Annotated in this window: 22 protein-coding genes and 2 other annotated features; all 22 genes read right to left on the reverse strand. The window is 41.4% G+C overall.

Annotated elements, in window-relative coordinates; all coding sequences use genetic code 11:
* Positions 1 to 126: 126 nt before the first annotated feature.
* Positions 127 to 1,686: a ribonuclease Y gene (gene rny, locus LOSG293_RS04995; RefSeq protein ID WP_034527774.1), complete on the reverse strand. Its 1,560-nt coding sequence runs from the start codon at positions 1,684 to 1,686 to the stop codon at positions 127 to 129.
* A 248-nt stretch (positions 1,687 to 1,934) separates the two neighbouring features.
* Positions 1,935 to 3,083: a recombinase RecA gene (gene recA, locus LOSG293_RS05000; protein ID WP_034527776.1), complete on the reverse strand. Its 1,149-nt coding sequence runs from the start codon at positions 3,081 to 3,083 to the stop codon at positions 1,935 to 1,937.
* 90 nt (positions 3,084 to 3,173) lie between these two features.
* Positions 3,174 to 4,235 (reverse strand): nicotinamide-nucleotide amidohydrolase family protein, encoded by a 1,062-nt coding sequence (locus LOSG293_RS05005; protein ID WP_051907226.1) that lies wholly within the window; start codon positions 4,233 to 4,235, stop codon positions 3,174 to 3,176.
* A 48-nt stretch (positions 4,236 to 4,283) separates the two neighbouring features.
* Positions 4,284 to 4,871 carry a CDP-diacylglycerol--glycerol-3-phosphate 3-phosphatidyltransferase gene (pgsA, locus tag LOSG293_RS05010; protein WP_034527778.1) on the reverse strand — a complete coding sequence of 196 codons (588 nt, stop codon included), beginning with the start codon at positions 4,869 to 4,871 and terminating at the stop codon, positions 4,284 to 4,286.
* 70 nt (positions 4,872 to 4,941) lie between these two features.
* Positions 4,942 to 5,883 carry a helix-turn-helix domain-containing protein gene (locus LOSG293_RS05015; protein ID WP_034527780.1) on the reverse strand — a complete coding sequence of 314 codons (942 nt, stop codon included), beginning with the start codon at positions 5,881 to 5,883 and terminating at the stop codon, positions 4,942 to 4,944.
* 116 nt (positions 5,884 to 5,999) lie between these two features.
* Entirely contained in the window at positions 6,000 to 7,286 is a 1,287-nt protein-coding gene (yfmH, locus tag LOSG293_RS05020; RefSeq protein WP_034527782.1) for an EF-P 5-aminopentanol modification-associated protein YfmH, read from the reverse strand.
* Positions 7,276 to 8,553 (reverse strand): EF-P 5-aminopentanol modification-associated protein YfmF, encoded by a 1,278-nt coding sequence (gene yfmF / locus LOSG293_RS05025; protein WP_051907227.1) that lies wholly within the window; start codon positions 8,551 to 8,553, stop codon positions 7,276 to 7,278. Before yfmF ends, yfmH begins: the two co-directional genes overlap by 11 nt.
* A 111-nt stretch (positions 8,554 to 8,664) precedes the next feature.
* On the reverse strand, positions 8,665 to 9,495 hold the full coding sequence (locus tag LOSG293_RS05030) for an amino acid ABC transporter substrate-binding protein (RefSeq protein ID WP_235786821.1): 831 nt from the start codon (positions 9,493 to 9,495) through the stop codon (positions 8,665 to 8,667).
* A gap of 16 nt (positions 9,496 to 9,511) precedes the next feature.
* The gene (locus LOSG293_RS05035) at positions 9,512 to 10,150 is read right to left on the reverse strand and encodes an amino acid ABC transporter ATP-binding protein (RefSeq protein ID WP_034527788.1); all 639 of its coding nucleotides are present in this window, start codon (positions 10,148 to 10,150) and stop codon (positions 9,512 to 9,514) included.
* Positions 10,151 to 10,162: 12 nt separating this feature from the next.
* Positions 10,163 to 10,807, reverse strand: coding sequence for an amino acid ABC transporter permease (locus LOSG293_RS05040; protein ID WP_034527790.1), 645 nt, complete (start codon positions 10,805 to 10,807; stop codon positions 10,163 to 10,165).
* A gap of 65 nt (positions 10,808 to 10,872) precedes the next feature.
* Positions 10,873 to 11,106: a binding site (T-box leader), on the reverse strand.
* Between the two features lie 48 nt (positions 11,107 to 11,154).
* On the reverse strand, positions 11,155 to 11,958 hold the full coding sequence (gene minD / locus LOSG293_RS05045; RefSeq protein WP_034527792.1) for a septum site-determining protein MinD: 804 nt from the start codon (positions 11,956 to 11,958) through the stop codon (positions 11,155 to 11,157).
* Between the two features lies 1 nt (position 11,959).
* Complete coding sequence (locus LOSG293_RS05050) at positions 11,960 to 12,631, reverse strand: septum site-determining protein MinC (RefSeq protein ID WP_034527795.1); 672 nt, start codon at positions 12,629 to 12,631, stop codon at positions 11,960 to 11,962.
* Between the two features lie 26 nt (positions 12,632 to 12,657).
* Positions 12,658 to 13,179 (reverse strand): rod shape-determining protein MreD, encoded by a 522-nt coding sequence (mreD, locus tag LOSG293_RS05055; RefSeq protein WP_034527797.1) that lies wholly within the window; start codon positions 13,177 to 13,179, stop codon positions 12,658 to 12,660.
* A gap of 11 nt (positions 13,180 to 13,190) precedes the next feature.
* Positions 13,191 to 14,042, reverse strand: coding sequence for a rod shape-determining protein MreC (mreC, locus tag LOSG293_RS05060; RefSeq protein ID WP_034527800.1), 852 nt, complete (start codon positions 14,040 to 14,042; stop codon positions 13,191 to 13,193).
* Between the two features lie 94 nt (positions 14,043 to 14,136).
* Positions 14,137 to 15,141 (reverse strand): rod shape-determining protein, encoded by a 1,005-nt coding sequence (locus LOSG293_RS05065; protein WP_034527801.1) that lies wholly within the window; start codon positions 15,139 to 15,141, stop codon positions 14,137 to 14,139.
* Between the two features lie 170 nt (positions 15,142 to 15,311).
* On the reverse strand, positions 15,312 to 15,932 hold the full coding sequence (locus LOSG293_RS05070; protein ID WP_051907228.1) for a JAB domain-containing protein: 621 nt from the start codon (positions 15,930 to 15,932) through the stop codon (positions 15,312 to 15,314).
* A 53-nt stretch (positions 15,933 to 15,985) separates the two neighbouring features.
* A complete protein-coding gene (locus tag LOSG293_RS05075; protein ID WP_034527802.1) occupies positions 15,986 to 17,302 on the reverse strand; it encodes a bifunctional folylpolyglutamate synthase/dihydrofolate synthase in 1,317 nt (438 codons plus the stop codon).
* A 60-nt stretch (positions 17,303 to 17,362) separates the two neighbouring features.
* Positions 17,363 to 20,029 carry a valine--tRNA ligase gene (locus LOSG293_RS05080; RefSeq protein WP_034527803.1) on the reverse strand — a complete coding sequence of 889 codons (2,667 nt, stop codon included), beginning with the start codon at positions 20,027 to 20,029 and terminating at the stop codon, positions 17,363 to 17,365.
* 56 nt (positions 20,030 to 20,085) lie between these two features.
* Positions 20,086 to 20,298, reverse strand: a binding site (T-box leader).
* Positions 20,299 to 20,323: 25 nt separating this feature from the next.
* A complete protein-coding gene (gene tpx, locus LOSG293_RS05085; protein WP_034527805.1) occupies positions 20,324 to 20,836 on the reverse strand; it encodes a thiol peroxidase in 513 nt (170 codons plus the stop codon).
* Positions 20,837 to 20,915: 79 nt separating this feature from the next.
* Positions 20,916 to 22,133, reverse strand: a complete 1,218-nt coding sequence (gene thiI, locus LOSG293_RS05090) for a tRNA uracil 4-sulfurtransferase ThiI (RefSeq protein ID WP_034527807.1) — start codon at positions 22,131 to 22,133, stop codon at positions 20,916 to 20,918.
* 16 nt (positions 22,134 to 22,149) lie between these two features.
* On the reverse strand, positions 22,150 to 23,310 hold the full coding sequence (locus tag LOSG293_RS05095) for a cysteine desulfurase family protein (RefSeq protein WP_034527809.1): 1,161 nt from the start codon (positions 23,308 to 23,310) through the stop codon (positions 22,150 to 22,152).
* Positions 23,311 to 23,479: 169 nt separating this feature from the next.
* Positions 23,480 to 25,177: a septation ring formation regulator EzrA gene (gene ezrA / locus LOSG293_RS05100; RefSeq protein WP_034527810.1), complete on the reverse strand. Its 1,698-nt coding sequence runs from the start codon at positions 25,175 to 25,177 to the stop codon at positions 23,480 to 23,482.
* Positions 25,178 to 25,226: the final 49 nt, after the last annotated feature.

Raw genomic sequence — 25,226 nt, forward strand, 5'->3', positions numbered from 1 at the left:
CCAAGCAAGAACCAAAAAAAGAGTAATTTCAAGGGCTGTTTAGCCTTTGAAATTACTCTATAAATTGTTCATCAACAGGATTTGACAAAGAGCCAAAAAAATAAAAAGATCAGTTGCCTGATCTTTTTATTTAGCATATTCAACTGATCTAACTTCCCGAATAACTGATACCTTGATGTGACCTGGATAATCCAATTCACTTTCAATTTTCTTTTTGATGTCCCGTGCTAAGACAACAGCATCTAAATCAGAAATTCGATCTGGTTTGACAATGACACGAACTTCTCGGCCAGCCTGAATAGCGAATGTCTTTTGAACACCGTCAAACTGGTTTCCAATTTCTTCAAGTTTTTCCAAACGATGAATGAAACTTTCTAGAGAATCACTTCTTGCACCTGGGCGAGCGGCCGAAATCTTATCGGCTACTGCAACTAATTCGGCAATAATGAATTTAGGTTGCACATCTCCATGGTGCGATGCAATGGCATTTACAACGACGGGACTTTCTTTATACTTCTTAGCTAAGTCCGCACCGACAGTTGTATGAGCGCCTTCCGTGTCTTGATCAACTGCTTTACCAATATCATGTAACAATCCAGCGCGCTTTGCTAATGTAACATCCTCACCTAATTCAGCGGCAAATGCCCCTGCTAACTTAGCAACTTCTATCGAATGACTTAACACATTTTGACCGTATGAAATCTTGAAGTTCAGACGACCGACCATCTTAATAAGGTCTGGGTGCATCGAATGAATTCCTAAATCAAATGTTGTTTCTTCTCCAATATCTTGAATATGTTCATCTAACTCACGACGAGCCTTTTCAACCATCTCTTCAATACGAGCTGGATGAATTCTCCCATCCTGAATTAGCTTTTCAAGAGCTATCTTAGCAACTTCTCTTCTAATGGGATCAAACCCACTCAGAACGACAGCTTCCGGGGTATCATCAATAATTAAATCAATACCGGTAAGTGTCTCTAAAGTCCGAATATTGCGCCCTTCACGACCAATAATTCTACCCTTCATATCATCGTTAGGTAGTGTTACCACGGAAACAGTGGTTTCAGAAACCATATCCGCAGAACTACGCTCAATCGCCTCAACAATAAGGTTTTTGGCATTAGTATCCACAGTCTTCCTAGTTTCTTCTTCACTTTCCTTAATCATTTGAGCTCGTTCTTTAGCGAGATTCTCCTGGGTTTCACTGATGATGAGATCACGTGCTTCGTCCTTCGATAAAGCGGCAACCTCTTCAACTGCATTTTGACGCTTTTCAATAAGTGAGTCTGCTTGCTGGTGCTTTTTCTCGAGATCTTGACGTTCAAGCGTGAGTTTGTTTTCGCGTTTACTCAATGAGCTTTCCCGTTTTTCGAAAGCGTTATCCTTGCGATCGAGGGCCTCTTCTCTTTGAAGAAGACGATCTTCTTGCTTCTGAACTTCAGCACGACGTTTCTTGAGTTCAGATTCAACCTCCGCACGGTAACGATGACTTTCGTCCTTAGCTTCTAACAGCCGCTCTTTAGTGGCTGTCTCTGCTTCTTTTTTTGCTTCCGACAAGATTCCTTGTGCAGTATTTTTTGCTGCATCCAGTTGCTTTTCAAAAATTGACTTCCGGATGAAGTAACCAATACCAACACCAACAATTATAGCGATGATTGCGAGGATTATAGCTGGAACACTCATGATTCCACCTCCGCATCATCAAAATTGATTAATTGCTTAACCATAATTTTCAAGATGTTATTTTATATCAATGGCACAACCTTTATTTTAATGTTTGTCTTAACCAGTGTCAATACAAGCATTTTGGGAACTTCAGACTTTATCTTACATTTAGACTAATTTAGTCATTTTTTTCAAAATGAAAAGCCCACCCCAATATTACGGAGTGAGCTTGACATCAGAACAACGGTAGATCCATTTGAGTCGCGTTATTCTGCTGTGCTTTTGGAAGAAGCATCATCTGCAGCTTCCTTACTTGCTTTTTTTGTTGTTTTTTTCTTTTCCTTATCGGTTGATTCTTTTGCTGTGGCTTCTCCAGCAGCAGCCGCTGCTTTCAAGTCCTTGGCAGCCTGTGTTTCAGGAGCAGGATCATCCATACCGTATGCCACTCGAACCTTTGTCCGAATTTCATTCATCACATCCGGATGCTCAGCCAAGTACTTCTTAACGTTTTCACGTCCTTGACCAATTCGCTCGCTGCCGTATGAGTACCAAGAACCAGACTTCTCAACGATGTCTTTTTCTGCAGCCATATCAACAAGTTCACCGGTTTGGGAAATACCTTCACCATACATAATATCAACTTCGGCACGTTTGAATGGCGGTGCAACCTTGTTCTTGACAACCTTGATTCGTGTTCGGTTACCGATAATGTCCGTACCATCTTTAATTTGTTCAGCACGACGAATCTCCAAACGGATCGTTGCATAGAACTTGAGGGCGCGACCACCAGGTGTCGTTTCGGGGTTACCAAACATCACACCGACTTTTTCACGAATTTGGTTAATAAATAATGCAATCGTGTGCGTCTTGTTGATAGTTCCTGATAGCTTCCGCAAAGCTTGTGACATTAACCGTGCTTGCAAACCGACATGAGCATCACCCATTTCGCCTTCAATTTCTGCACGGGGAACCAATGCGGCAACAGAGTCAACGACAACCAAGTCAACAGCGCCACTTGTAACCAACGCGTCAGCAATTTCAAGTCCTTGTTCACCCGTATCTGGTTGTGAAAGCAATAAGTCCTCAATATTAACACCCAAATTAGTGGCGTAGACGGGGTCTAATGCGTTTTCAGCATCGATATAGGCTGCAGTTCCACCTTGCTTTTGCACTTCAGCAACGGCATGCAATGCTACCGTTGTTTTACCTGAACTTTCAGGTCCATAAATTTCAACAATTCGTCCTCTTGGAAATCCGCCAACTCCCAAAGCATCATCTAATGCTAAAGAACCAGTTGAAATAGTTGAAATCTTAGTGTCCGGTTGGTCGCCCATTCGCATAATGGCACCCTTACCGAAGTTTTTCTCAATTCGCTTAAGGGCTGCGTCTAACGCAGCTTTTCTTTCATCAGCCATTTCAATCCTCCTTAATATGAAACAGTAACTGTTAGGAATACTATACCCCACTCACAATTTAAAAAGCAAGTAAAAACCGAACAAAAGTTCTTATTTGTTTATTGCCCGTCTAACGATATCTAATCCAAGATAGACGCTTCGTTCTCTAACAACTGCTCGATCCCCTGAAAAATGGGCCTCTATTGCATAAGATGGTTTTTCATCTTCAGCTATTCCAACCCAGACCGTGCCACTTGGTTGTCCTTCAAGCGCATCGGGACCAGCTACCCCAGTAAAGGAAACTGCAAAATGGGTATTCATCAATTGTTTTGCCTGATTAGCCATTTGAATTGCAATTTCTTCACTAACCACGCCAAATTGCGTAATTTGTTCATCTGGAATCGCTAGTAGTTGGTGCTTCACGTGATTAGAGTAAGTTACAAATCCTCCAGCAAAAACAGCGGAAACCCCCGCAACATTGCCAAGGGTACTTTGAAATTCACCGGCAGTTAAGCTTTCGGCAGCGGTTATACTTTTTTGTTGTTCAATTAATCGATTCACCACAAAATTTTCCAACGGTTCTTCAGACCCATAGCCAATAAAATCCGCACCTAATTGTGTTTGAAATGCCGTTTCTTGCTCTAAAATCAGGGCTTTAAAATCTGAGCGTGTAATACCAATGACTACGGGAGTTAATTGGATTTCGCCAGTTACCAAATACCGCCATTGCCACTGTAAACCAGACTCTTTCAATAAGGCACTTCTAATTGTCACTGAAAATGCATCGATTGACTGCTTGATGGACATAAATCTAAATCGGTAAGGTGCCGAAACTTCTGAATTTAAACTTGAACTAATTCCCACTTTATTAACTAATTCACTAAAAGCATCACTATTAAACCGATCACTCATCACGACAAATAAGTAACGATTATGTGTTTGATATACCAGGAGGCCATCTGCATCATTAATCAAAAAAGTATCCGTATCTGTGGTTAACTTACTTTTGAGTAACTCGGTTTGAGCAGAGCCGTCATAAATCAAAATACCGATTGCAGTTGTAAATTGGTCAGCCTTTTGCTCAACAACACCTATCCCATCATCTAATAGGGTTTGGCTAATCCGTGCGACGATGGGAACATTGTCTGATTGTAAGAGTAGCGTTGCTTCCATTACTTTTCCTCCTCACCAATAACTACGATTGTCATCTAAAAATCCATCTTATTTCTTAAATGAATCTGAAAACACACTTCGATTTTGAACAAAGTAATCAATTCCGGAATAAACGGTGAAAAAGAGGCAAATGTAAAGCAAGATTAAGCCCATTGGCACATTGATAGCATCGAAAAGTACATTGTTCAAAAGTAAAAGAATAATGCCGAGCATTTGAGTTGTTGTCTTGATTTTACCTGGCCAAGCAGCTGCTAAAACCTGACCATCATTTTCAACGATAATCAATCGTAATCCAGTGACTGCCAATTCGCGACAGACGATAATAGCAACGACCCAAGCCGGCGCCTTTCCTAAAGCAACTAGTAAGATAAACGCTGTCATCACAATCATCTTATCAGCAAGTGGATCGGCAAATTTACCAAAATTAGAAACCAAGTGTTGGCGACGGGCAATTTGACCATCTAAAAAGTCAGTAATTGAAGCAACTGCAAAAACTAAAGTTGCCCAAAGCTGCACGACTGGAATTTGTGTGCCAGTCCAAACGACGCTGCCCCATTGAAATGGAACGGCCAATAAGATCAGAAAAACTGGAATCAGAAAAATTCGAACAACTGTTAGCTTATTTGGTAAATTCATGACAATACCCCTTTGATAAAAATGGACGGCTTCCACATGAAGCAGAAACCGTCCAATATTTTAGTTAAAATTATTTAAACACAATAGTCAGTGAGCTTAACTTTGCGCTCGTGCTTGAACTACTGTAAGTGTTGCTTGCGCCATATTGTGACGAAGATGATGTCGTCGTTGCAGAAGTTGAAGAACTGCTACTTGCAGCAGTTAACTTCGTTAGTGGTACTTTGTGGCCGCCGATTGTAATAGCAGTGTTGTCAACACTACCTAACGTAATGGAAAGTTGGGTAGTAGCAGATGGGACCTTCACTGTTTCGCTTGAAGAAGCTAATGTTCCTGACCATAAAGTTGCACTTGTAGTTGCAACTGACGTCCAGGCGTTCCCCGTCGTTGTAATCTTCACAGCTTTATTTTTAGGTGCATTCTTCATCTCAAGCGTTGCAGCAGTGCCGCTGTTACTTGTCGTCTCGAACGAAACCTTTGGCTCTTTTGATTCACTGCTGCTTTCTTTAGCCTTGCTAGATGATTTTTCACTTGATGAGCCAGAAACTGAAACTGAACTGCTATCAATATTATCTTGCGTGCTACGCTCTGAGTGAAGTGAGCTCGCATACCAAATACCACCCAAGACCAATATAACAACGATAATAGCTGCAATCACCGGAATCCGACGACGGATATTTTCGTAACGATCCTCCGCCTTTCGCTGAGTTGAACGCGTCGTTGGGTTATCTTCATTAACCTTATCAACGTATTCTTGCGTCTTCGTGTTTGGCAATTTATTGCTAAACTCATTGAGCAACTCAGATCCATCAAGGTCCACGGTGTCCGCGTACTGCTTGATAAACGCTCGAACATAAAAATCTCCTGGAAGATCCTCAAATCGCTCGTCCTCAATCGCAATTAAATAGCGCTTTTGAATTTTTGTGGTTTGTTGTAAATCATCTAACGTGAATCCCTTTGCAATTCTTGCATCGCGAAGGGTTTTTCCGATAGATGTTCCTTCGTTTTCACTCATAATTTATGCTAGTCTCCAAATGTTCAATTTTAAAATCCTGTTCCAGTATATCATAGGTCCAATACGGATTTAACGAGTAAATGTATTCACAATCGACTTTTTAAAAAAATTTAACTCTACTCTGGCAAAATTTGTCTGATGCTGAATCGATCCTCCGAGATAAATCGCTCCGCCGCTTGATAAATGTCCGCCATCGTTAATTGCCGAATTGCATCAATTTCATCGAAAAGCCCCGTACCACCATAAAGATAATCATCATAATCATTAGCAATAGCAGAAATGGAATTCATCGACATAATTGTTGCGCCCATTGCCTCACGTTTGACCATTTCCAAGCGATCCTCAACCTTTGCTAACTCTGTCTTGGCATTTAAAAGAATCGACCGGATTTCTTGAACCATCGCGTCCGGTTGATTCGTCTCACCAATGATAATGGCAAAGTGGGCAGCCCGCTGCATTTCAAAGCTGTAACCAAAGCTATCATCGATAACGCCTTGGTCATAAAGTCGTAAGTAGTTCTCTGACGTTTCGCCAAAAAGCAGGTCAAACATTGTGTTAACCGCCTCTTCATAAACTAAACCAGAAAAATCGTTAGCGATTGGCTGAGTGCCCTTAATACCAATAGTTACCTTTGGCCGTTGGACAGCCATATGCAGCGTCTGTGCATGCTTAATGTTTGACGAATAAAAATCATCGAGAACACGCTTAGGGTTATTAAACGTATATAGATCTTTTTTAGCCTGATTTTCTTGAACCCATTCCAATACCTGATCAACATCCAAATTACCAACTACAAACAAACTCATATTGCTTGGCTGATAAAATTGCTTATGTGCCAAGTAAAGCTTCTCAGGCGTAATTTGCTTAATTGACGGTACCGTTCCCGCAATATCAACGGCCAAAGCCGTGTCAGGATATAAATCAGCAATCGCACCAAAGTAAGCTTGCCAGTTAGGATCATCATCATACATCATGATTTCTTGACCAATGATGCCAATTTCTTTTTCGACCGTTTGATTGCTGAAATACGGAATCTGAACAAAGTCTAGGAGGTTATCAAGATTCTCCTTTAAGTTTCGACTCGAAGAAAATAGGTAACTTGTCTTCGTAAAACTGGTATAAGCATTTGTGCTGGCACCGTACTGAGCAAAAACATCAGAGGCATCGTGATCTTCTTTTTCAAACAGCTTGTGTTCTAAAAAATGGGCCAAGCCTCCCGGAAACTTCACAAGGTTTTCGCCGTTTGCGGGGATAATTCGGTCATCAATTGAACCATAATTCGTTGATAACACCGCGTAAGTCTCATTAAAGAGTGGCTTAGGCAAGAAATGAACCGTCAGTCCATTTTCAAGTGTCTGCGTCATCATTTTTTCTTGTAATTGCTTGTAATCTTTAGTCTGCATCTTCTGTTCCTTTCAAGAAAAATTGGGCTTGTAATTGAGCCTTAGCAGCCACCGCCATAACGTTCTCCTTAGTGACCTGCTTAATACGTTCGACCCATTCTTCATCTGAAATTCCCTCACCAATGACCGATTTAACCACCAAACTATTCATCAATGCACGCTGATTGTCATACGCAACTTCGCGGTCAGTCAGCATCTTACTAATCACTTTATCAAATAGTTCATCACTAAAGTCGCCGGTCTTAATGGCGTCAATTTGCTGTAAAATTAGTTCTCTCACGTGGCCCATATTCTTGGCCTCAATCCCTGACTCTACAGTTAACGTTCCGGTAAATGGACTGTATTGGCTAGAAGCATAATACGCCAAGCTTTCCTTTTCGCGAACATTCAAAAATAATAGTGATATTGGTGACGCACCAAGTAATTCATTGAACACAAGTGCTTCAAAATACTGGTCACCATGTCGATAAATTGGAAAACTAAATGCTAAGTTTAATTTGGATTGTGAAACCGGCTGCGCTAATGTTTCCTCCCGATTTTCGGTTATCTCCCGATGATGGAACGGATCAATAGCAATTACTGAGCGTTTCTTAAATGGTAATTTAGTGACAAATGGCGCAATCTCTTCCTCTGCAACATCACCCAGGACTGTAATAAACACTTGATCACGATCTAAAGCCTTTTTGTAATAGGCAAATAAATCTGTTCTGCTAATCGGTGCCATATGGTCTGCATCACCCAGGACGCCTAGTGCGTAAGCTTCATCATTTTCGTAATACAATTTGCGTAACGACTGACCTGCAAGCTGTTGCTTGTCATCCAACATCGAATTTAAATAATCGATAATATTGGCCTTTTGCCGATCAAAAGTCGAACCATCAAATCCTGAATCGTCAATCAATGGTTTAAAGATGACCTCTTTCAAAAAATCGAATACATCAGCCATCAATTGTTGTTGTTCAGCTTGATTTAGGCCTAAATATTTACCGCTAACTAAGTTAAAGGTAAATCGAATGCCCTGCTGTGTGCCATAACGAAAAACGCTGGCCCCAAAACTCGCCCCGTACATCCAAGACAATTGTTCTGCTAGGTCAATTTGAGTTGGATATTTTTCACTTGAGGTTTCCAATAATTGTGCTAATAAAACGCGCAGTGAAATCTCGTCCACAGCGACTGGCGCAATCAAATCCACATACATCTTAATTGTTTTAAATTTTTTGGTACTCTTAACCGTTAAATGAACACCATTTTCAGTAATTATTCCCAAGTTCATCCTCCATTCGCACATCCTAATTATCTTAATTTAATTAGTTGATAAACACAAGCTTAGCTGCTCAATCCAAATGAAAAAGGTTGCAATTCAAAGGAATTTGCAACCTTACTTGGTCAGTAACGGCGAATCAACATTTCGTCCAAACCATTTCTCATTAATTTTAGTCAACGTTCCATCTTTAGCTAATCGTTCTAGCGCCACGTTAATCTTTCTGCGCAGTGTATCATCACTCTTACGAATGCCTACCGCAAATTCCTCTTTGGGGAACAAGGTATTGACGACACGATATTTCTTAGGATTTTTGTCGTGTTGAACGTAGTAATTTGCATACGTACTATCAATTAACAGACCTTGAATTCGTCCAGCATTCAAATCAATAAACGCATTGGTGAACGTATCATACAGCACTGGACTTTGATCTTGAATTCGATTTTTCAAAATTTTAGGATAAGTTGAAATATCGTTGGCACCAGATGAACCTGTTTGAACACCCAATGCTTTATTAGTCATATCCGCTGTCGAGGTAATGTTATTTTTCCGTAGTGACACGAGCGTCTGATCATTCCTGAGATAGGTCTTTGAGAAGGCTACCTGTTTTTCACGTTCTGGCGTCTTTGTATAGCCATTCCAGATGAGATCAATCGTACCGTTTTGAAGTTCTGTTGCATTCATCGACCAATCAATGGTTTGAAAACTAACTTTGATACCATATTGCTTGAAGACCGCTTTCGCCAGGTCTACATCATAGCCTACCAACTGACCGTTTTTTTGACGGAATCCCATCGGAACAAAGCTGTCATCTAACCCAACTACTACCGTTTTACTTTGCTTAATTTTATTCCAGTTATCCTTTTCGTTGGCCCGCTGACTTAAAGACGTACAGCCACTCAAAATCACTAACAATAATGCGGCGAATCCAACCACTAGTCGTTTTATATTCAAAAGCTCACCCCTATTCATTTCTAGGCGAAACTTGGAAAATGTCATCTGCAATGTTTTCAGCGAACGTCATATCATGTGTAACCACGATTTGGGTCATTCCCTGTTGCTTAAGTCCAACAATAATAGACTCAACTTCCTGTCTCAAATCTGGATCCAAAGCAGATGTTGGTTCATCATAGCATAGAATTTTGGGATTCATCGCTAAAGCGCGAACAATGGCTACCCGCTGCTTTTGCCCACCTGATAATTGGTAGGGGAAGAGTGATTCTTTACCAGCAAGATTTAACTGAGCCATCTTCTCTCGAGCTTCCTGTTCCGCTTCTTCATTGGTTTTTTTAAGCACCAACCGAGGAGCCAACGTAATGTTCTCCATCACCGTTAAGTTTGGAAATAGCTGAAAATCCTGGAAAACGACACCAATTACTGAATCATTTTCGCGATTTTCATAGGGATCAAATGCTTGCCCATCCAAGAGAAATTTACCAGATGTAACTCGTTCCAACCCACTGATTGAACGCAGCAGGGTTGTCTTCCCTGCACCCGATGGTCCAACGATGCAAAGAATCTCACCATCTTTAACAGTCAGATTGATGTTATCCAAAATAAGTCGATTATCAAATTGTTTTGAAATATCCTTTAAAGTTAACATGACTAACCCCTCCTATCGCCAAGTACTGTAGCGTGCTTCAACTTTTCCGAGAATGTATGTTACAACTGCCGTTAACAAGAGATAAATAACGCCAACTAAGACTAATGGAATTAAAGTGACATCACGAGCAGTCGCTACGTTTCCGGCACGTAACAGGTCGCCAATTCCGATGACGTAAACTAATGACGAGTCTTTGATTAAATTAATGACTTCATTTCCAACCGAAGGAATCACAATCTTAAAAACTTGAGGAATGACAATCTTCCGAAGCGTTTGCCAATAGGTTAACCGCAGAACCTTGGCACTTTCATACTGGCCCTTGAGAATTGATTGTAGTCCGCCACGGAAAATCTCGGCAAAGTAGGCTGTATAGTTCAGCACGAAGGCAAACAATGCAGCATCATAACGATCGAATACGATGCCGATAACTGGCAAGCCATAAAAAACGAAAATCAATTGGAGCAACAATGGTGTCCCACGCATTAACCACACATAAAATTTGATTAACGCCGTTAGAGGTTTAAATTTGGAGGTTAAGCCTAATCCCAAAATAACACCTAAGGGAATTGATAAAATAATCGTCCAAAAGAATATTTGGAGCGTCATCCCCGCCCCTGACAGTAACGATGGTAAAATTTCCATTATATAATTCAACATTTCTTTTCCTCCCTTGGGTGCCCTTAACAAAAACAAAAAAATCGTCCTCTTGGATAATCTCTATCCAAGAGGACGATTTTCACATCGTGGTGCCACCTCGTTTTCGTTTACTGTTCACACAGCAAACCTCATCAAGTCATAAGACCTGAAGACCATAACGAGTCTATCCGGATTTCCCTACTCTAAGTTCAGAAAATCAGCTCACAGATGTGGTTCGGTTCATAGAAAGGTTAGCTTCTCACCTACCGCTAACTCTCTTAACTTTCTACCAACTTACTCTTCTGTTCAATCGCACAAATTTATAATATGACAAATATAAAGCTTCCTTAACAGATAGTCAAGAAAAATTAGCCTCGCTTCAACCATTGTTTCATTTTCGTCCAGAAACCGGGTTCTTGATTTTCAATCTTCATCAACGGAACTGTCTCACCTTCAAGACGTCGTGCAATATTCCGGTAACCAGTTGAAACAGGATTATTATCTTCTAGAACAATTGGTTCTCCATGATTTGAGGTTGCAATCACCGCATCATCATCAAAAATAATGCCAAGCAATTCAATTCCCAGATGATGTGTCAATTCATCAACATCCATCACGTCACCTTCCTGCATCATGTGACGACGAATTCGATTAATGATTAAACGTGGTTCTTCTTCCAATGGATGTTGTTCTAGGATTCCAACAACTCGATCTGCGTCTCGAACGGCAGAAATTTCTGGCGTTGAAATAATAATTGCAGCATCTGCGCCAGCGATGGCATTCAAAAAGCCTTGTTCGATACCGGCTGGACAATCAATCAAGACGTAATCAAAGTCAGGCTTTAATTCGTCTACAATGTCTCGCACTTGATCTTCAGTTAAAGCGCTCTTGTCCGTTGTTTGGGCAGCAGGCAATAAGTATAAACGATCTTCAAATCGTTTATCTTTAACCAACGCTTGAGGCAACTTTGCTCGTCCATCCGCCACGTCAACAATGTCATAAATGATGCGGTTTTCAAGTCCCAACACGACATCTAGATTTCTTAAACCAATGTCCAAGTCCATCAAACAAACTTTCTTACCCATCAAGGCAAGTGCAGTTCCAATATTTGCGGTAGAGGTCGTTTTTCCGACGCCACCCTTACCAGATGTAATGACAATTGCTTTACCCATTTCAATGTCCCCCGATTCGATTATATAACTTCGGATTGATTTGTTTTAGTTCATTCAGACTTCCATAGGTTAGCACATGTAAATCATTAACGTAAGCTATGGTCTGAACATCTTCTTCAAGTTTTTCATCATCGATAACGTCAAACTGCTCGCCAACGCGAACCTGTTGTGCATTATGTAGGTCACCGAGAATTAGTTTCTCCTCTGAGTTCGGAAAGCCCGCATGCAAAATGCCTGCGACGTTTCCGATGGAGAAAATATTCCCAGTCGTGATAAGCTTACCACCTTCGTGAATCGTTCCTAAAAATAAAATATCGCCTTTTAATTGAATTTCCTGTCCGTTACGAATAGTTCGACTGATTAAATGGACATTTTCTCGTTCCTTTAGAAAGTACGCGTCCGCCACAGTCATGACGTTCGCACTAATCTTGTGAATCGAGAATTTTGGATAATTGGCAGTTAAGTCTTCAATCTGCTTTTTTTCTTCAGACTGAAGAATACGGTCCTCCGTTAAAACATCAAACGAAACCTTAGAAGCCTCTATTGAGATTGGATCTGACTTGAGCTTTTCAAATAAGGCCTCCAGCTCAATCATAATGTCCTCGAAGCTAGCTGACTGATTTAAGACCAGCTGATACCCGTTTTGATTTCCTTTTAATAAAACTGCTTGCATAGCCTGACTGCCCCCCGATGCCTATTCTATCTTAATCGACCATATAGCGCTTGAATAGGAAAATATAAAATGACAAACATGGCAAGATTATATGCCAAGGTTGGTGCTAACGAGTAAAGTAAAAACTCACTGGCCGTTAGCGAAGCTTGATGAATAATACTATTACCAATGTAACTTAATGTTGCCACCACAGTGATATCGATGAAAAAGATTAGCAGATTCATCAAAAAAGTCTGTGGTAAGGCGCGAATCAATGTCCTAGTCAGCATGATAATTAACGGAAAAATCGCGATAAAAATCCCAAAGATTCCCGTATAGTATAAGTCAAAAATGACCCCCATCGCAATAGCCCAAGGAATAAGCGGAATAGCAATAGTCCCTTCAAAGAAAGCGGCACAAACTAACCACAAAACCACTAAATAACTCACCATTGTATATGGGTAACTAAACATTTGATTCGAAAATACTTTACTGAGCGAACCATCAAGAAAGAAAAATAGGAATAGGCCAATCGGAAACCCATAGCGTAACTTAGATAACCGTAACATTTACCCGCCTCCTACTCTTTAGCAACGGCTACAGTAACGATGTTTAAGTTACTTAAGTCGCCTGCTGGTTTTATGACAACCTTAGAAGCCAAACCGTAATCATCATCACCAGCTGTCTCAACAGTCCCCACATAAAGGCCCTTAGGCGTCACGCCACCAAGGCCACTGGTAATGACTTTATCACCCTTTTTGAGTTTGGTCTTTGAAGTGACATTACCCATGACGATTCGATTAGCTTCCTTATCGTACTCACTGATCACACCATTGACTGTTTGACCAGAACCGTTGGTGATTTGAATCGCAAATCGATTGGCTGAATCATTATTGTCTGAAATCAACTCAACTTTACTGTTGGTCTTGTTCACTTCAGAAATTCGACCGACTAACCCTGCTCCGGATAAGACAGGCATATTCTTCTTGATACCAGAAGCTTGTCCTTTATTGATAATGACTTGGCTCTGCCATGAAGACGGTGTCCGACTAATCACAGCGGCTGTCACTGCGGAGTAATCAGTTAATGAACTATTGAGGCTCAGTTCTTTTTTGAGTTGTTTGTTTTCACGAGAAAGCGTCTCATCGCGTACTTGAGTTTGCGTTAACTTCTCGACTTGGCTTTTAAGCTTTTCATTTTCTTGATAAGTATTTAGCAATCCCGAAATAGCTTCAGCGGTTCCTTGAAGGCCATTAACCGGTAAAGCAACAACTCGGTCTGCAAATCCGACAATATCATTACCAAATTGTTGAATCAAAGGAGGTGTTGACCTCTTATTACGAATAACGACTGACAGGTTCATCAACGCGATACAGATAATAACGCACACAATGATGATGACCAATCGTCGATTTGAGAAAAATCTACGCATTATCGTCCTCCATGCTAAACACTTTAGTCATTAACTAAAATGAACATTTTTCCTGCTAAACAAAAGAAGCGGGAAGCTTTCTTCCCGCATTCCTTTATCGTTTCTTCATGACGTCGATACTCTTCAATGACTCACCAGTACCAATCGCAACACAATCTAATGGTTCGTTAGCGATAAATACAGGAACCTTCGTTGCTTCAGCAATGACATCAGGTAGGTTCTTCAATAAGGCCCCACCACCGGTAAGGACAATACCATGATCAATAACGTCAGCAGCAATTTCAGGTGTCGTTTCTTCAAGTGTCTCTTTAATTGCGGAGATAATTTCTTCAACTGATTCGTGAATTGCATTTGCAATATCTACAGCAGAAACTTCAATTGTCTTAGGCAATCCAGAAATAAGATCACGACCACGAATCGTCGTTCCTTCGATTTTTTCTGCAGCTTCAACAGATGCAGAAGCGATATCCCACTTCAATTGTTCAGCGGTTCTTTCACCAATCAAAAGGTTAAAGTGTTGACGAATATAAGCGATGATTGAGTCATCTAACTTGTCACCAGCCATTCGAATTGAACGGCTTGAAACGATACCACCAAGTGAAATTGTGGCAACATCTGTCGTTCCACCACCAATATCAACGACCATGCTACCGGTTGGATCCATAACTGGTAATCCTGAGCCAATAGCTGCAGCAAATGGTTCCTCGATAACGTATGCATCACGGGCACCGGCAACACGTGTTGCGTCAATAACGGCACGTTTTTCAACTTCCGTTACGCCACTTGGGACACAGACCATAACGTAAGGCTTACCGTTTGAACGGCCTAAGGTCTTTTGAATAAAGTACTTCATCATTGCAACCGTTGTATCATAGTCTGCAATAACGCCGTCTTTCATTGGACGAATTGCAACAATGCTGGCTGGTGTACGGCCGATCATAGCCCGTGCATCTTCCCCAACAGAAACAATTTCACCCGTTTTAGTATTTTTAGCTACCACTGATGGTTCACGTAGAACTATGCCTTTACCTTCCACGTAGACAATGGTATTAGCAGTACCGAGATCGATACCGATATTTTTCGTTCCTAATCCGAACACTGTGTTCCATCCCTTCATAAACAGCAATCATTTTTATTTAACAAAGTTCAATGTTGGTATTATATCATAATTTAGCTTCATTAAACACGCCGCTAATGTAAAGAATAGCGAAAACAATTGGCATACGCAAGCAATTCCCAGAATTTATCGGATTCTTATTGATTCTGTTATTATTCTGTCAAGATGCCTTCTTCTCGTAAACTTAAATAGCCCTTAGAACTAATGATGAGACTGTCCAAAAGTTCAATTCCCATCATTTTACCGTCTTCTGCCAGCCGTTCCGAAAACAGCAGGTCATTTTGGGAAGGTTTCAATTGACCACTGGGATGATTATGAACCATTAAAATCTTGTTAGCACTAGTTGTAACTGCCAATCTAAAAATCTCTCGTGGATGAGCAATACAACTATTGAGGTCGCCCTTAAAAACGACTTCATCTTCAATCACTTCGTTTTTGGTGTTCAAACACATAATGCGTAATTGTTCTTGCGTTAAATCTCCCATCTCAGTCACAAGCCATAACCCTACTTGTTGACTACTCGTCACCGTCTCCTTGAATTTAAGGGGGGTGAGTTGGATTCTCCGACCAAAGTTAATCAATCGCATCAACTGTTTTCGAAGTTCAGACTCTTCCAAATAATCCATCAATTGATCTTCAGTTGCTACTTTCAACTTACGAAAATTTGGAAAATGAAATAGAAACACTGCGACCTCCTCTTCGATTAGATCCGCCGAGACTCCCAAAGTAAGTAACGCATACTTTAATTCTGTTACCAAATTCATTTCAATCATTAATAAAACCCCTTTCGTTAATAAATACGAAAGAGGCTGATGAATAAAACCAATTATTTATCTAACAATAATGTTTGCCGCACTTCAGAAATGAAATAAAGCGATCCAGTTACTAAAATAGTATCTTCGCTCGACATTTGATGCATCGCCATCGCTAACGCTTCTTGCCAGGATTCCGCAGCGGTGACTCGTTCATGACTAGCCAATTTCTGGATAACCGATTCTGGATCAACAGCATGTCGCGTTCCGTGGCCAACAAACGTGGTTAAAATAATGTGAACGTGTGAGTCCGTCAACAGTTCCTTCACCATTGTTTCAAATGCCTTATCCGCTAAAATGGCTAACACCACGTAAAGCTCTTGATGCTGAAACCGAGTTTTTAAGAGCTTTGTGACAACCTGCATTGCTGGTGTGTTATGGGCACCATCCAGTACAATTCGCGGTTGCTCACTAATCAGCTCAAATCGGCCAGGCCAGACGGTCGCTTGTAAGCCTTCTCGAATAATATCTGCCGAGATCAAGCCCTGAGTCAGTTCCTGGTAGCGAATAAAAGCACTCAGCGCATTAGCAGCGTTATCCACCTGATATGCACCCATTAAGTTAATTTTTAGGTTACTAAGGTGCCGTGATCCCAATTGGTAATCAAATTTTTCTCCCCAGTCTTGAGTTGGTTTGACCTCAACTTGGTACTGTTCACCTAAATGATCAATTGGCGCCGCTTGTGACTCAGCCACTTGCTTTATTTCCGCCAGTGGTGCTTCCGAAATTCGACCAATAATTACTGGCCGTTTCGCCTTAATAATACCCGCTTTTTGTGCAGCAATTTTTGGTAATGTATCTCCCAGTAATTTCATGTGATCCATGCCAATCGTCGTGATGACCGACACAACTGGTGTCAAAACATTCGTTGAGTCAAACTTCCCTCCGATACCAACCTCCACCACTGCCACATCCACTTTTTGCTGTGCAAAATAACAAAACATCATGGCAGTAATAATTTCAAATTCGGTTGGTCCACCAGTCGCTAGGGTTTGGTCTAGCTCAGCAACAATTGGCTGCACCTTGTTAACAAGGTCAATCAGGTCGTCATCAGAAATTGGTTGGTTATCAATTGATATTCGTTCATTAAATCGCATCAAAAACGGTGAAGTGAACGTTCCAACCGTTTGACCGGTTGCCATCAGTAAACTAAGCAAAAAGGCCACAGTAGAGCCCTTACCGTTCGTTCCAGCAACGTGGATCACCTTCAATTGTTGTTCAGGGTGACCTAGTTTTTCCATGAAAATTGCCATCCGCTGGAGCGTTGGAATTTTCTTAAACTGAGTCCTGCCGTGAATAAATGCCAGTGCCGCTTCATAATCTTCGACCAATTTCATTGCCTCCCAAAAAACGGACTGAGGTTCCCCCTCAGTCCGTTTCAATTCATAACACTACTTACTTTGATCCTTTAAATCAGCTAAACGATCCTTAGTAGCTTGAAGCTTAGCCTCATTTTCAGCCTGTTTCTTCCGTTCAGCTTCAACGACATCAGCTGGTGCACTAGAAACGAAACGTTCGTTTGATAACTTGCCTTTTGCTCGTTGCACTTCAGATTCAAACTTCTTAATTTCTGTTTCAAGGCGACTAGCTTCTTCGTCGAGATCAACTAATTCTGCCAATGGAACATAAATTTCAGCATTAGTGATAATTCCCGTCATTGCTAACTTAGGCGCCTCAACGTCAGCACTAATTTCAAGCGCCTTTGGATGAGCAAATCGGTCAATATATTCACGATTGTCCTTCAAAATCCGTTCAAGATTCGTATCCGACGTTTTGATTAATAAATCAATTGGCGTTGCCATTGGTGCATTAGCTTCTGCCCGGATGTTCCGAACGGCTTTAATGAGTTCGATTAGTGAGCCCATGTCGGCACTTGCTTGTTCGTTTGCGAATTCAGCATGGACAACTGGATAAGTAGCTGTAACCAATGACGTCCCCTCATGTGGCATTGATTGCCAAATTTGTTCAGTAACAAATGGCATGATTGGGTGCAGTAAACGTAAAGTTTGATCCAATACGTAAGCCAAGACGTTTTGGGTATTCCGCTTAGCCACTTCGTCATCCCCATTGAGGATTTCCTTACTCATTTCAATGTACCAGTCACAGAAGTCGTTCCAAATGAAGTCGTACAAGGCTCGACCGGCCTCACCAAAGTTAAACTTCTCAAACTTATCCGTCACCTGAGCGATGGTATCGTTCAACTGGTTCAAAATCCACTTGTCAGTCAGATTCCATTCACTTTCAGCAGGCAGACTTGGCTTATCGAGATCGCCCAAGTTCATGATAACAAAGCGACTGGCGTTCCAGATTTTGTTAATGAAGTTCCATGCTGCATCCATCTTCGTGTAACTAAAGCGCACGTCTTGACCAGGCGTGGAACCATTTGACAAGAACCAACGTAATGCGTCGGCACCGTACTTGTCGATGACGTCCATTGGGTCAATCCCGTTTCCAAGCGACTTACTCATTTTGCGACCCTGTTCGTCACGAATTAAGCCGTGTAAGAGCACGTGTTTAAATGGTCGCTTCTTCGTAAATTCTAGACTTTGGAAAATCATCCGTGAAACCCAGAAGAAAATGATGTCATAGCCGGTAACCAGCGTATCCGTTGGGAAGTAGCGCTTAAAGTCTTCAGCGTTTTCATCAGGCCAACCCATTGTTGAAAATGGCCATAAGGCACTTGAGAACCATGTATCTAGCACATCTTTATCTTGTTCCCAGTTTTCGATATCTTCGGGTGCTGTTTCACCAACATAGGTTTCACCCGTCTGCTTGTTGTACCAGGCTGGGATTTGGTGACCCCACCATAATTGACGAGAAATGACCCAATCATGGACACCTTCCATCCACTTGGTAAAGGTATCTTCAAAACGGTCAGGTACAAAATCAACCCGTTGATCCGTTGATTGATTCTTAATCGCTGCCTCAGCAAGTGGCTTCATTTTAACGAACCATTGCGTCGACAAACGGGCTTCAACTTGAACACCGGTTCTTTCAGAGTGACCAACTGAATGGACAATTGGATCAATCTTCAGCATCAAGTCTTGGTCTTCAAGATCCTTGACCATTGCCTTACGCGCTTCGAAACGGTCCATTCCAACGTACTTACCGGCATTTTCGTTCATGCTAGCGTCTTCGTTCATGGTGTTAATACGTTCCAAATCATGACGGTTACCAACTTTGAAGTCGTTAGGGTCATGAGCAGGCGTAATCTTAACCATTCCAGTTCCAAACTCTGGATCAACGTATTGATCAGCGATAATTGGAATCTTACGGTTGGCAAGTGGCAAGATAACCTCTTTACCAACTAATTCCTTATAGCGTTCATCACTAGGGTTAACCGCAACAGCCGTATCACCCATCATGGTTTCAGGACGGGTCGTTGCGATTTCAATGTAGTTCTTTCCGTTAAACGTCGTGTCATCGGCGAATGGATATTTAACGTGATAGAAGGCACCTTGGTCATCTTTATGGATAACCTCAATATCTGAAAGTGCCGTTCTAGCTTGTGGATCCCAGTTAATGATGTATTCGCCACGGTAAATTAAGCCCTTGTTGTAAAGGGTCACAAAAACCTTCTTAACAGCGTCAGAAAGGCCATCATCTAAAGTGAATCGTTCGCGTGAGTAATCCAAAGAAAGACCTAACTTCGCCCATTGCTTATGAATGGTGTCGGCGTATTCGTCTTTCCATTCCCAAACCTTTTCAATGAACTTTTCTCGACCTAAGTCGTAACGGCTGATTCCTTGTTCACGTAGCTTAGCTTCAACCTTGGCTTGAGTAGCAATTCCGGCATGATCCATCCCTGGCAACCAGAGTGTATCAAAACCTTGCATCCGCTTTTGACGGATAATCATATCTTGGAGCGTAGTGTCCCAGGCATGACCTAAATGAAGTTTTCCAGTCACATTTGGTGGCGGAATCACGATTGAATATGGATGAGCTTTTTTGTCACCGCTTGGTTTGAAAACATCCAAATCAAGCCATTCCTGATAGCGACCCTGTTCAACTGCTGAAGGATCGTATTTTGTCGACATTTCGACTTTTTTCTCTGACATTGACGTCACTCCTTTTTTTCATTATTTAAGAAAAAAAGCACCCCGCCTATGCTGACACATAGGACGAGATGCTCGCGGTACCACCTAAATTGGGTTTTAACCCCTCTTAAATAACAAGTTTAACGGATGTTAATCCGAATCTGCCTACTGAAAATTCAGCAAATTTGCTCTCAAGCTACTTTCGTCCCATCAGAATGGTAAAGCTTTCATCAACTGCTTTACTCTCTTCACATTCTCAATCAGACTACTCTCTTGATCAACGCAATCTATATGAAACCTATATTAGCGATTTTTTTACGCCTCGTCAACTCTAGGTGTTAACTTTTCGACTGCATCAAGCGCCTTTAGATAATCTGGCTCCTGATGAAGTTCGGGAACAATTTCACGATACGTAATGGTGCCTTCAGAATCAGTGACAAACGTTGCACGTGCTAAGGTACCATTTACTGTAACGTAAAGGCCCATTGCATAGCCGAATGACAACTCTTCATCTGATAAGACCGCCATGTTATCGACGCCTTCAACGGCACACCAAGCTTCTTGTTCCTTGATGGTGTTATTAGAAATCGTCACAAAAGTGGCATCTGGATAATGATCGGCTTGTTGATTGAATTTACGTGTTTGAATGCTGCAAACGCGGGTGTTAATGTCAGGAACGACGCTAATCACTAATGGCTTCCCTAATAAAGACGCCATTTTGATTTTTTCGCCATTTTCATTGAAAACTTTAAACTTAGGTAACTTCTCCGAAACTTCTGGAGGCGTGCCGCTTAATTCAACTGGTTCACCGTTATCAGTAACTTTCACGTAAATCCTCTCCTTTTTAAATAGCTTAGTCTTAAGATACAGCGTCTGCCGTTCTCATTCAAGTAATTACTCAGCTATTTTACAGGAGTTCCGCAAAGACATCCTCTTGTTTGTTCAAGAAAGTCTCATTTGGCTTAATATTGACGATTTCGATTCCATCAACTGCCTCTTTAACTAATGCATCAACATCAATTAACTTTTCAAAGTTCCGCGACTTCTCTAAATCAGGCCGCGTCTTCGGTGCTGGTGGCGTGAAAATCGTACAACAGTCTTCAAATGGTAAGATTGAAAGATCATAGGTATCGATTTTTTCAGCGATTTTAATAATTTCATCCTTATCCATTGAAACGAGTGGTCGTAAGACTGGCATTGTGGTGACATCGTTGATTGCCATCATACTTTCCAATGTCTGTGAGGCAACTTGTCCCAGTGATTCACCAGTAAAGATTCCCTTAGTGTGTCTTGCTTCTGCAATTGCCGCCGTAATCCGTAACATCATCCGGCGTTGAATGGTCATCAAGTAGCCTTCAGGAACCTTTTCTTTAATCTCTTCTTGAATCTTTCTGAAAGGTACCTGAATAAACTGGATGTCTCCACCAAAGTTGGCCACCTTACCAGTTAACTCTTTGGCTTTAGCAAGCGCTTGGTAGCTGGTATAAGGTGGACTAAAGAAATGCACCATATCCAACTTAACGCCACGTTTCATGGCTAAATATGAAGCGACAGGTGAATCGATTCCACCAGAAAGCATCATAACTGCACGGCCACCGGTACCAACTGGTAAGCCCCCGGCCCCTTCAATAATTTCACTTGAAAGAAAGACACCATTTAAACGAACTTCAACTCGTAAAATAACATCTGGTTTCTTCATTTGGACTTTAATGCCGGGAACCTTTTCGAGCACATAGCCCCCAACCATATCATTCAACTGGTTGGTATCATATTCAAAGTCATGGTCTTGACGACGAGTATTGATTTTAAACGTCATCCCCGGCACAAATTGTTCTTGCATCATTGCGGCAGCCGTCTGCTTAATCACTGCAACATCTTTTTCGACCTTAACTGATGGCGATACGTTTTCAATTCCAAACACACCACTCAACCGCTTAATGACGGCATCATCGGGTTCGCCATTCAAGGTAACGTGAAGACGGTCGTGTTGGGCTTTAATTTCTAAATTTTCAAATTCTTGGAGGCTTTGACGAACATTTTGACCAAGTTGGCGAATAAAATCTTTCCGGTTTTTACCCTTGGTTGATAATTCGCCGTAGCGCACCATAATTTCAGAATAGTTCATTCGTAGGCTCCTTTCTCTATTTTGCGGTTTCGTTACTTAATTTTTTAAATTGATCATATAGCTTATCAAATGCTGCATTAAACTCGTCTGCCTCGGCCATCGTGTTGTGCTCATCTAATGATACGCGAATCGCACTTGTCGAAATAGCTTCTGGGATGCGCATCGCTGATAGCGTGCTTGAGGCCATGTGCTTCTTAGATGAGCAAGCACTCGTCGTGGAAATAAAAATCCCCTGTTCTTCAAACGCATGAACAATGGTTTCACCACGAACACCCCGAATTGCAAAACATAAAATATGGGGTGCAAAAGACTCGTTTTCTTCAGAAAATAACGTGACAAGTGGGTAATTCTTAACGTGATCCAAAATATGATCCCGAATGGCCCGTTGTTGAGCAACTTTCTTATCTTCGTCAGTTAACAGTAACCGTAAGCCCTTTGCCATAGCCGCAATCGCAGGCACGTTTTCGGTCCCACTTCGTAGGTTACGTTCTTGTCCGCCACCTGAAAGGAGTGGTGCAATTCGTTTGCCGCGTTTGGCATAGATAAAGCCGGTTCCTCTTGGTGCATGGAACTTGTGACCTGAGAAGGTAATGAAATCGACCCGATCATTAAAAATCAAGTCAGAGATTCCCTTTCCAATCCCTTGAACTGCATCAACGTGGAAATGGACCTTGGGATAATCCTTCAGTAAATCCCCAACCTCTTTGAGCGGTTGAATCGTGCCAATTTCGTTATTAACCGCCATAACTGATACCAAAATGGTTGTTGGTCGTAATGCTGCCTTGAGATCCGCTACATTAATTCGACCGTGCTCGTCGACTGGAAGATAAGTCACCTCAAAACCTAAATCTTTCAATTGCTCCATTGAGTTATGAATGGCAGGATGCTCAACGGCCGTCGTAATCAAATGATTTCCAAACTGCCGCTTTTCTAGCGCCGTTCCCTTTAGGATCCAGTTATCGCCTTCCGTTCCACCACTGGTGAATAGGATTTCACTTAAAGAAACCCCTAAAAGGTCTGCAATCTGTTGACGTGACTGCTCCAATAAGTTAAAAGCCTGCTCACCAAAATTGTGCAAACTGGAAGGGTTTCCCCAGATTTGCTTGCTGACAGCATCATATGTTGAAATGACCTCAGGATCGGCCATCGTTGTTGCACTATTATCAAAATAGATCATTCTACAAATTCCTCTTTATTCAGATTGGTTCGACTCCAATCACAAATCCAATCAATTATAACAGATATGCCAAGGCATACAAGTGTCGTCACCTAAAAGTAAAGTGCATTGAATGGTATTTTTAAAACAAAAAAACTACAACTCTGTTCCGAGCTGTAGTTATTTAACGCTATTTAGACTGATAGTAATTATCTTCTAGTCGTTTGTATGATCCTGGTTCGACCTTATCTAGTGCAGTCGCAATGGTTTCCAAACTTTCTGTGTATTTAAACTCTTTATCGTAGAGATCCTTTGCCTTCTTGCTAGCTTCGTCAATCTCCGGATTGTTAATTCGGTAACGGTTGGCGTATTGAATCAATTGTTCTGATAGCTTGGCACTATCGCGAAGGTCATTCGACTTCTCTTTGAGTGTATCCAAATCAGACTGAATCATAATCAGTTGCTTCGTGATTTCTTCCATATTGATTTGGACTTGGTTGATCGCATCTGCCAGTTTATCCACTTCATCACTTACGACAAAGAAATAATCTAAGTAGTCCTTTGGTAAACCAGGTAAGTTCAAGTTCTCAATACTACGCTTAAGGCTGTGCAGTTCGTAATCAAAACGTTGCAACGTCTCACGGGCCTTCTTCTCTTCTTCGCTAAGTCCTGCAACGCTATCATTAATCTCAGTTTGCTGCTTTTCAATCTGAGTTAATTCCTTCTTTTGCTTTTCTTGACGAGCTAAAATTTCAGAATAAACAGCCGCATGACTAGAAATCGTTTGAATATCATTTTGATAGGCTTCGTTAAGTTGTTTCAACTGCTCATTCAAACCCCGAGCCGTCGCAATCTCATCATGATCCAACGTGTAGTTTTGGTTCAATCGTTCAAGTTCACGCGTTAATGTTCGGTTTTGATTCTGAGCGTGTGCGATGAACTTCGCTAAAGTATCCAAATTATCTTCTACTGGTTGTTTAGCACTATATTCTTGCTCCATGACCGAATATAAATGATCAATTCGCTGTGCAATTCGTGTCGTAGAAACTTTGGCGTCTTCTGTTCGTAATTCTGCAAGTTCGGTTTCACTCTGTTGAACCTGTTGTTGAAGGTCTCGAACTTCAGCCGCAAAATCAACATCTTTAAAGTTAAAGTGACTAGCGACCATTTCCTGGCTACCCTGTTGAATTTCGGTTAACTGAGCTGGAAACTCGGTCGCGATATCCTTGTATAGGTCAGGAATCGTATCTAATAACTCTTCTAGGCGACTTGTGTCCTCACGCAAACTATCTAAAATCTCTTGAGCGTGTTCATGATCCCCATCGCTAGTAAACTTGGCAAAGTTATCGAAATCTGCTTCAAGGCCGCTCAACATATCTTCAAGCTTATCGATACTTGGCCCATAAGAAAAGTTTTTGGCCAGTAGTACCTTTCGGATTTCTTGATACTTGCCTTCTAAATCTGAAACAGCTTGTCGGTGAACCTTGTCAGCTTGCTGTAACTCATCTAAGCCAGATTTGATTTCGGCAAATTCATTTTCCATCACCGTCACTAATTCAGCCAATTTGTTAACTGCACCACGCGCAACTAGTATTTGAAAGTTTTTAGCTTCCGTCTCTGCATTCTCGAGTTTCTCAGCAAATTGTTGCTCCCTATTTGTATGGTAGTCCTCAAATCTGGTTTGTAACTCATTGAAAGACTGAAGCGACTTCCCCGTTAAGCTCAACTGATTTGCAGCTGTCAAATCTGCTTGAAGTGCATCACTGTCTAAATTTTCTTTCCGGTCACGTAACTGTTTGAGCTGAGTGGTTACGTGATGTTGATATGCCAAAACGCCAAGGTAGATGACGATGGCCAAAATAATGATTCCGACCAGAATCTTAATCATTTGGACCCCATCCTTTATCACATCAAAATAATTTATGTACATTAAATAA

The organism is Secundilactobacillus oryzae JCM 18671, assembly GCF_000740055.1.
Classification (GTDB): Bacteria; Bacillota; Bacilli; order Lactobacillales; family Lactobacillaceae; genus Secundilactobacillus; species Secundilactobacillus oryzae.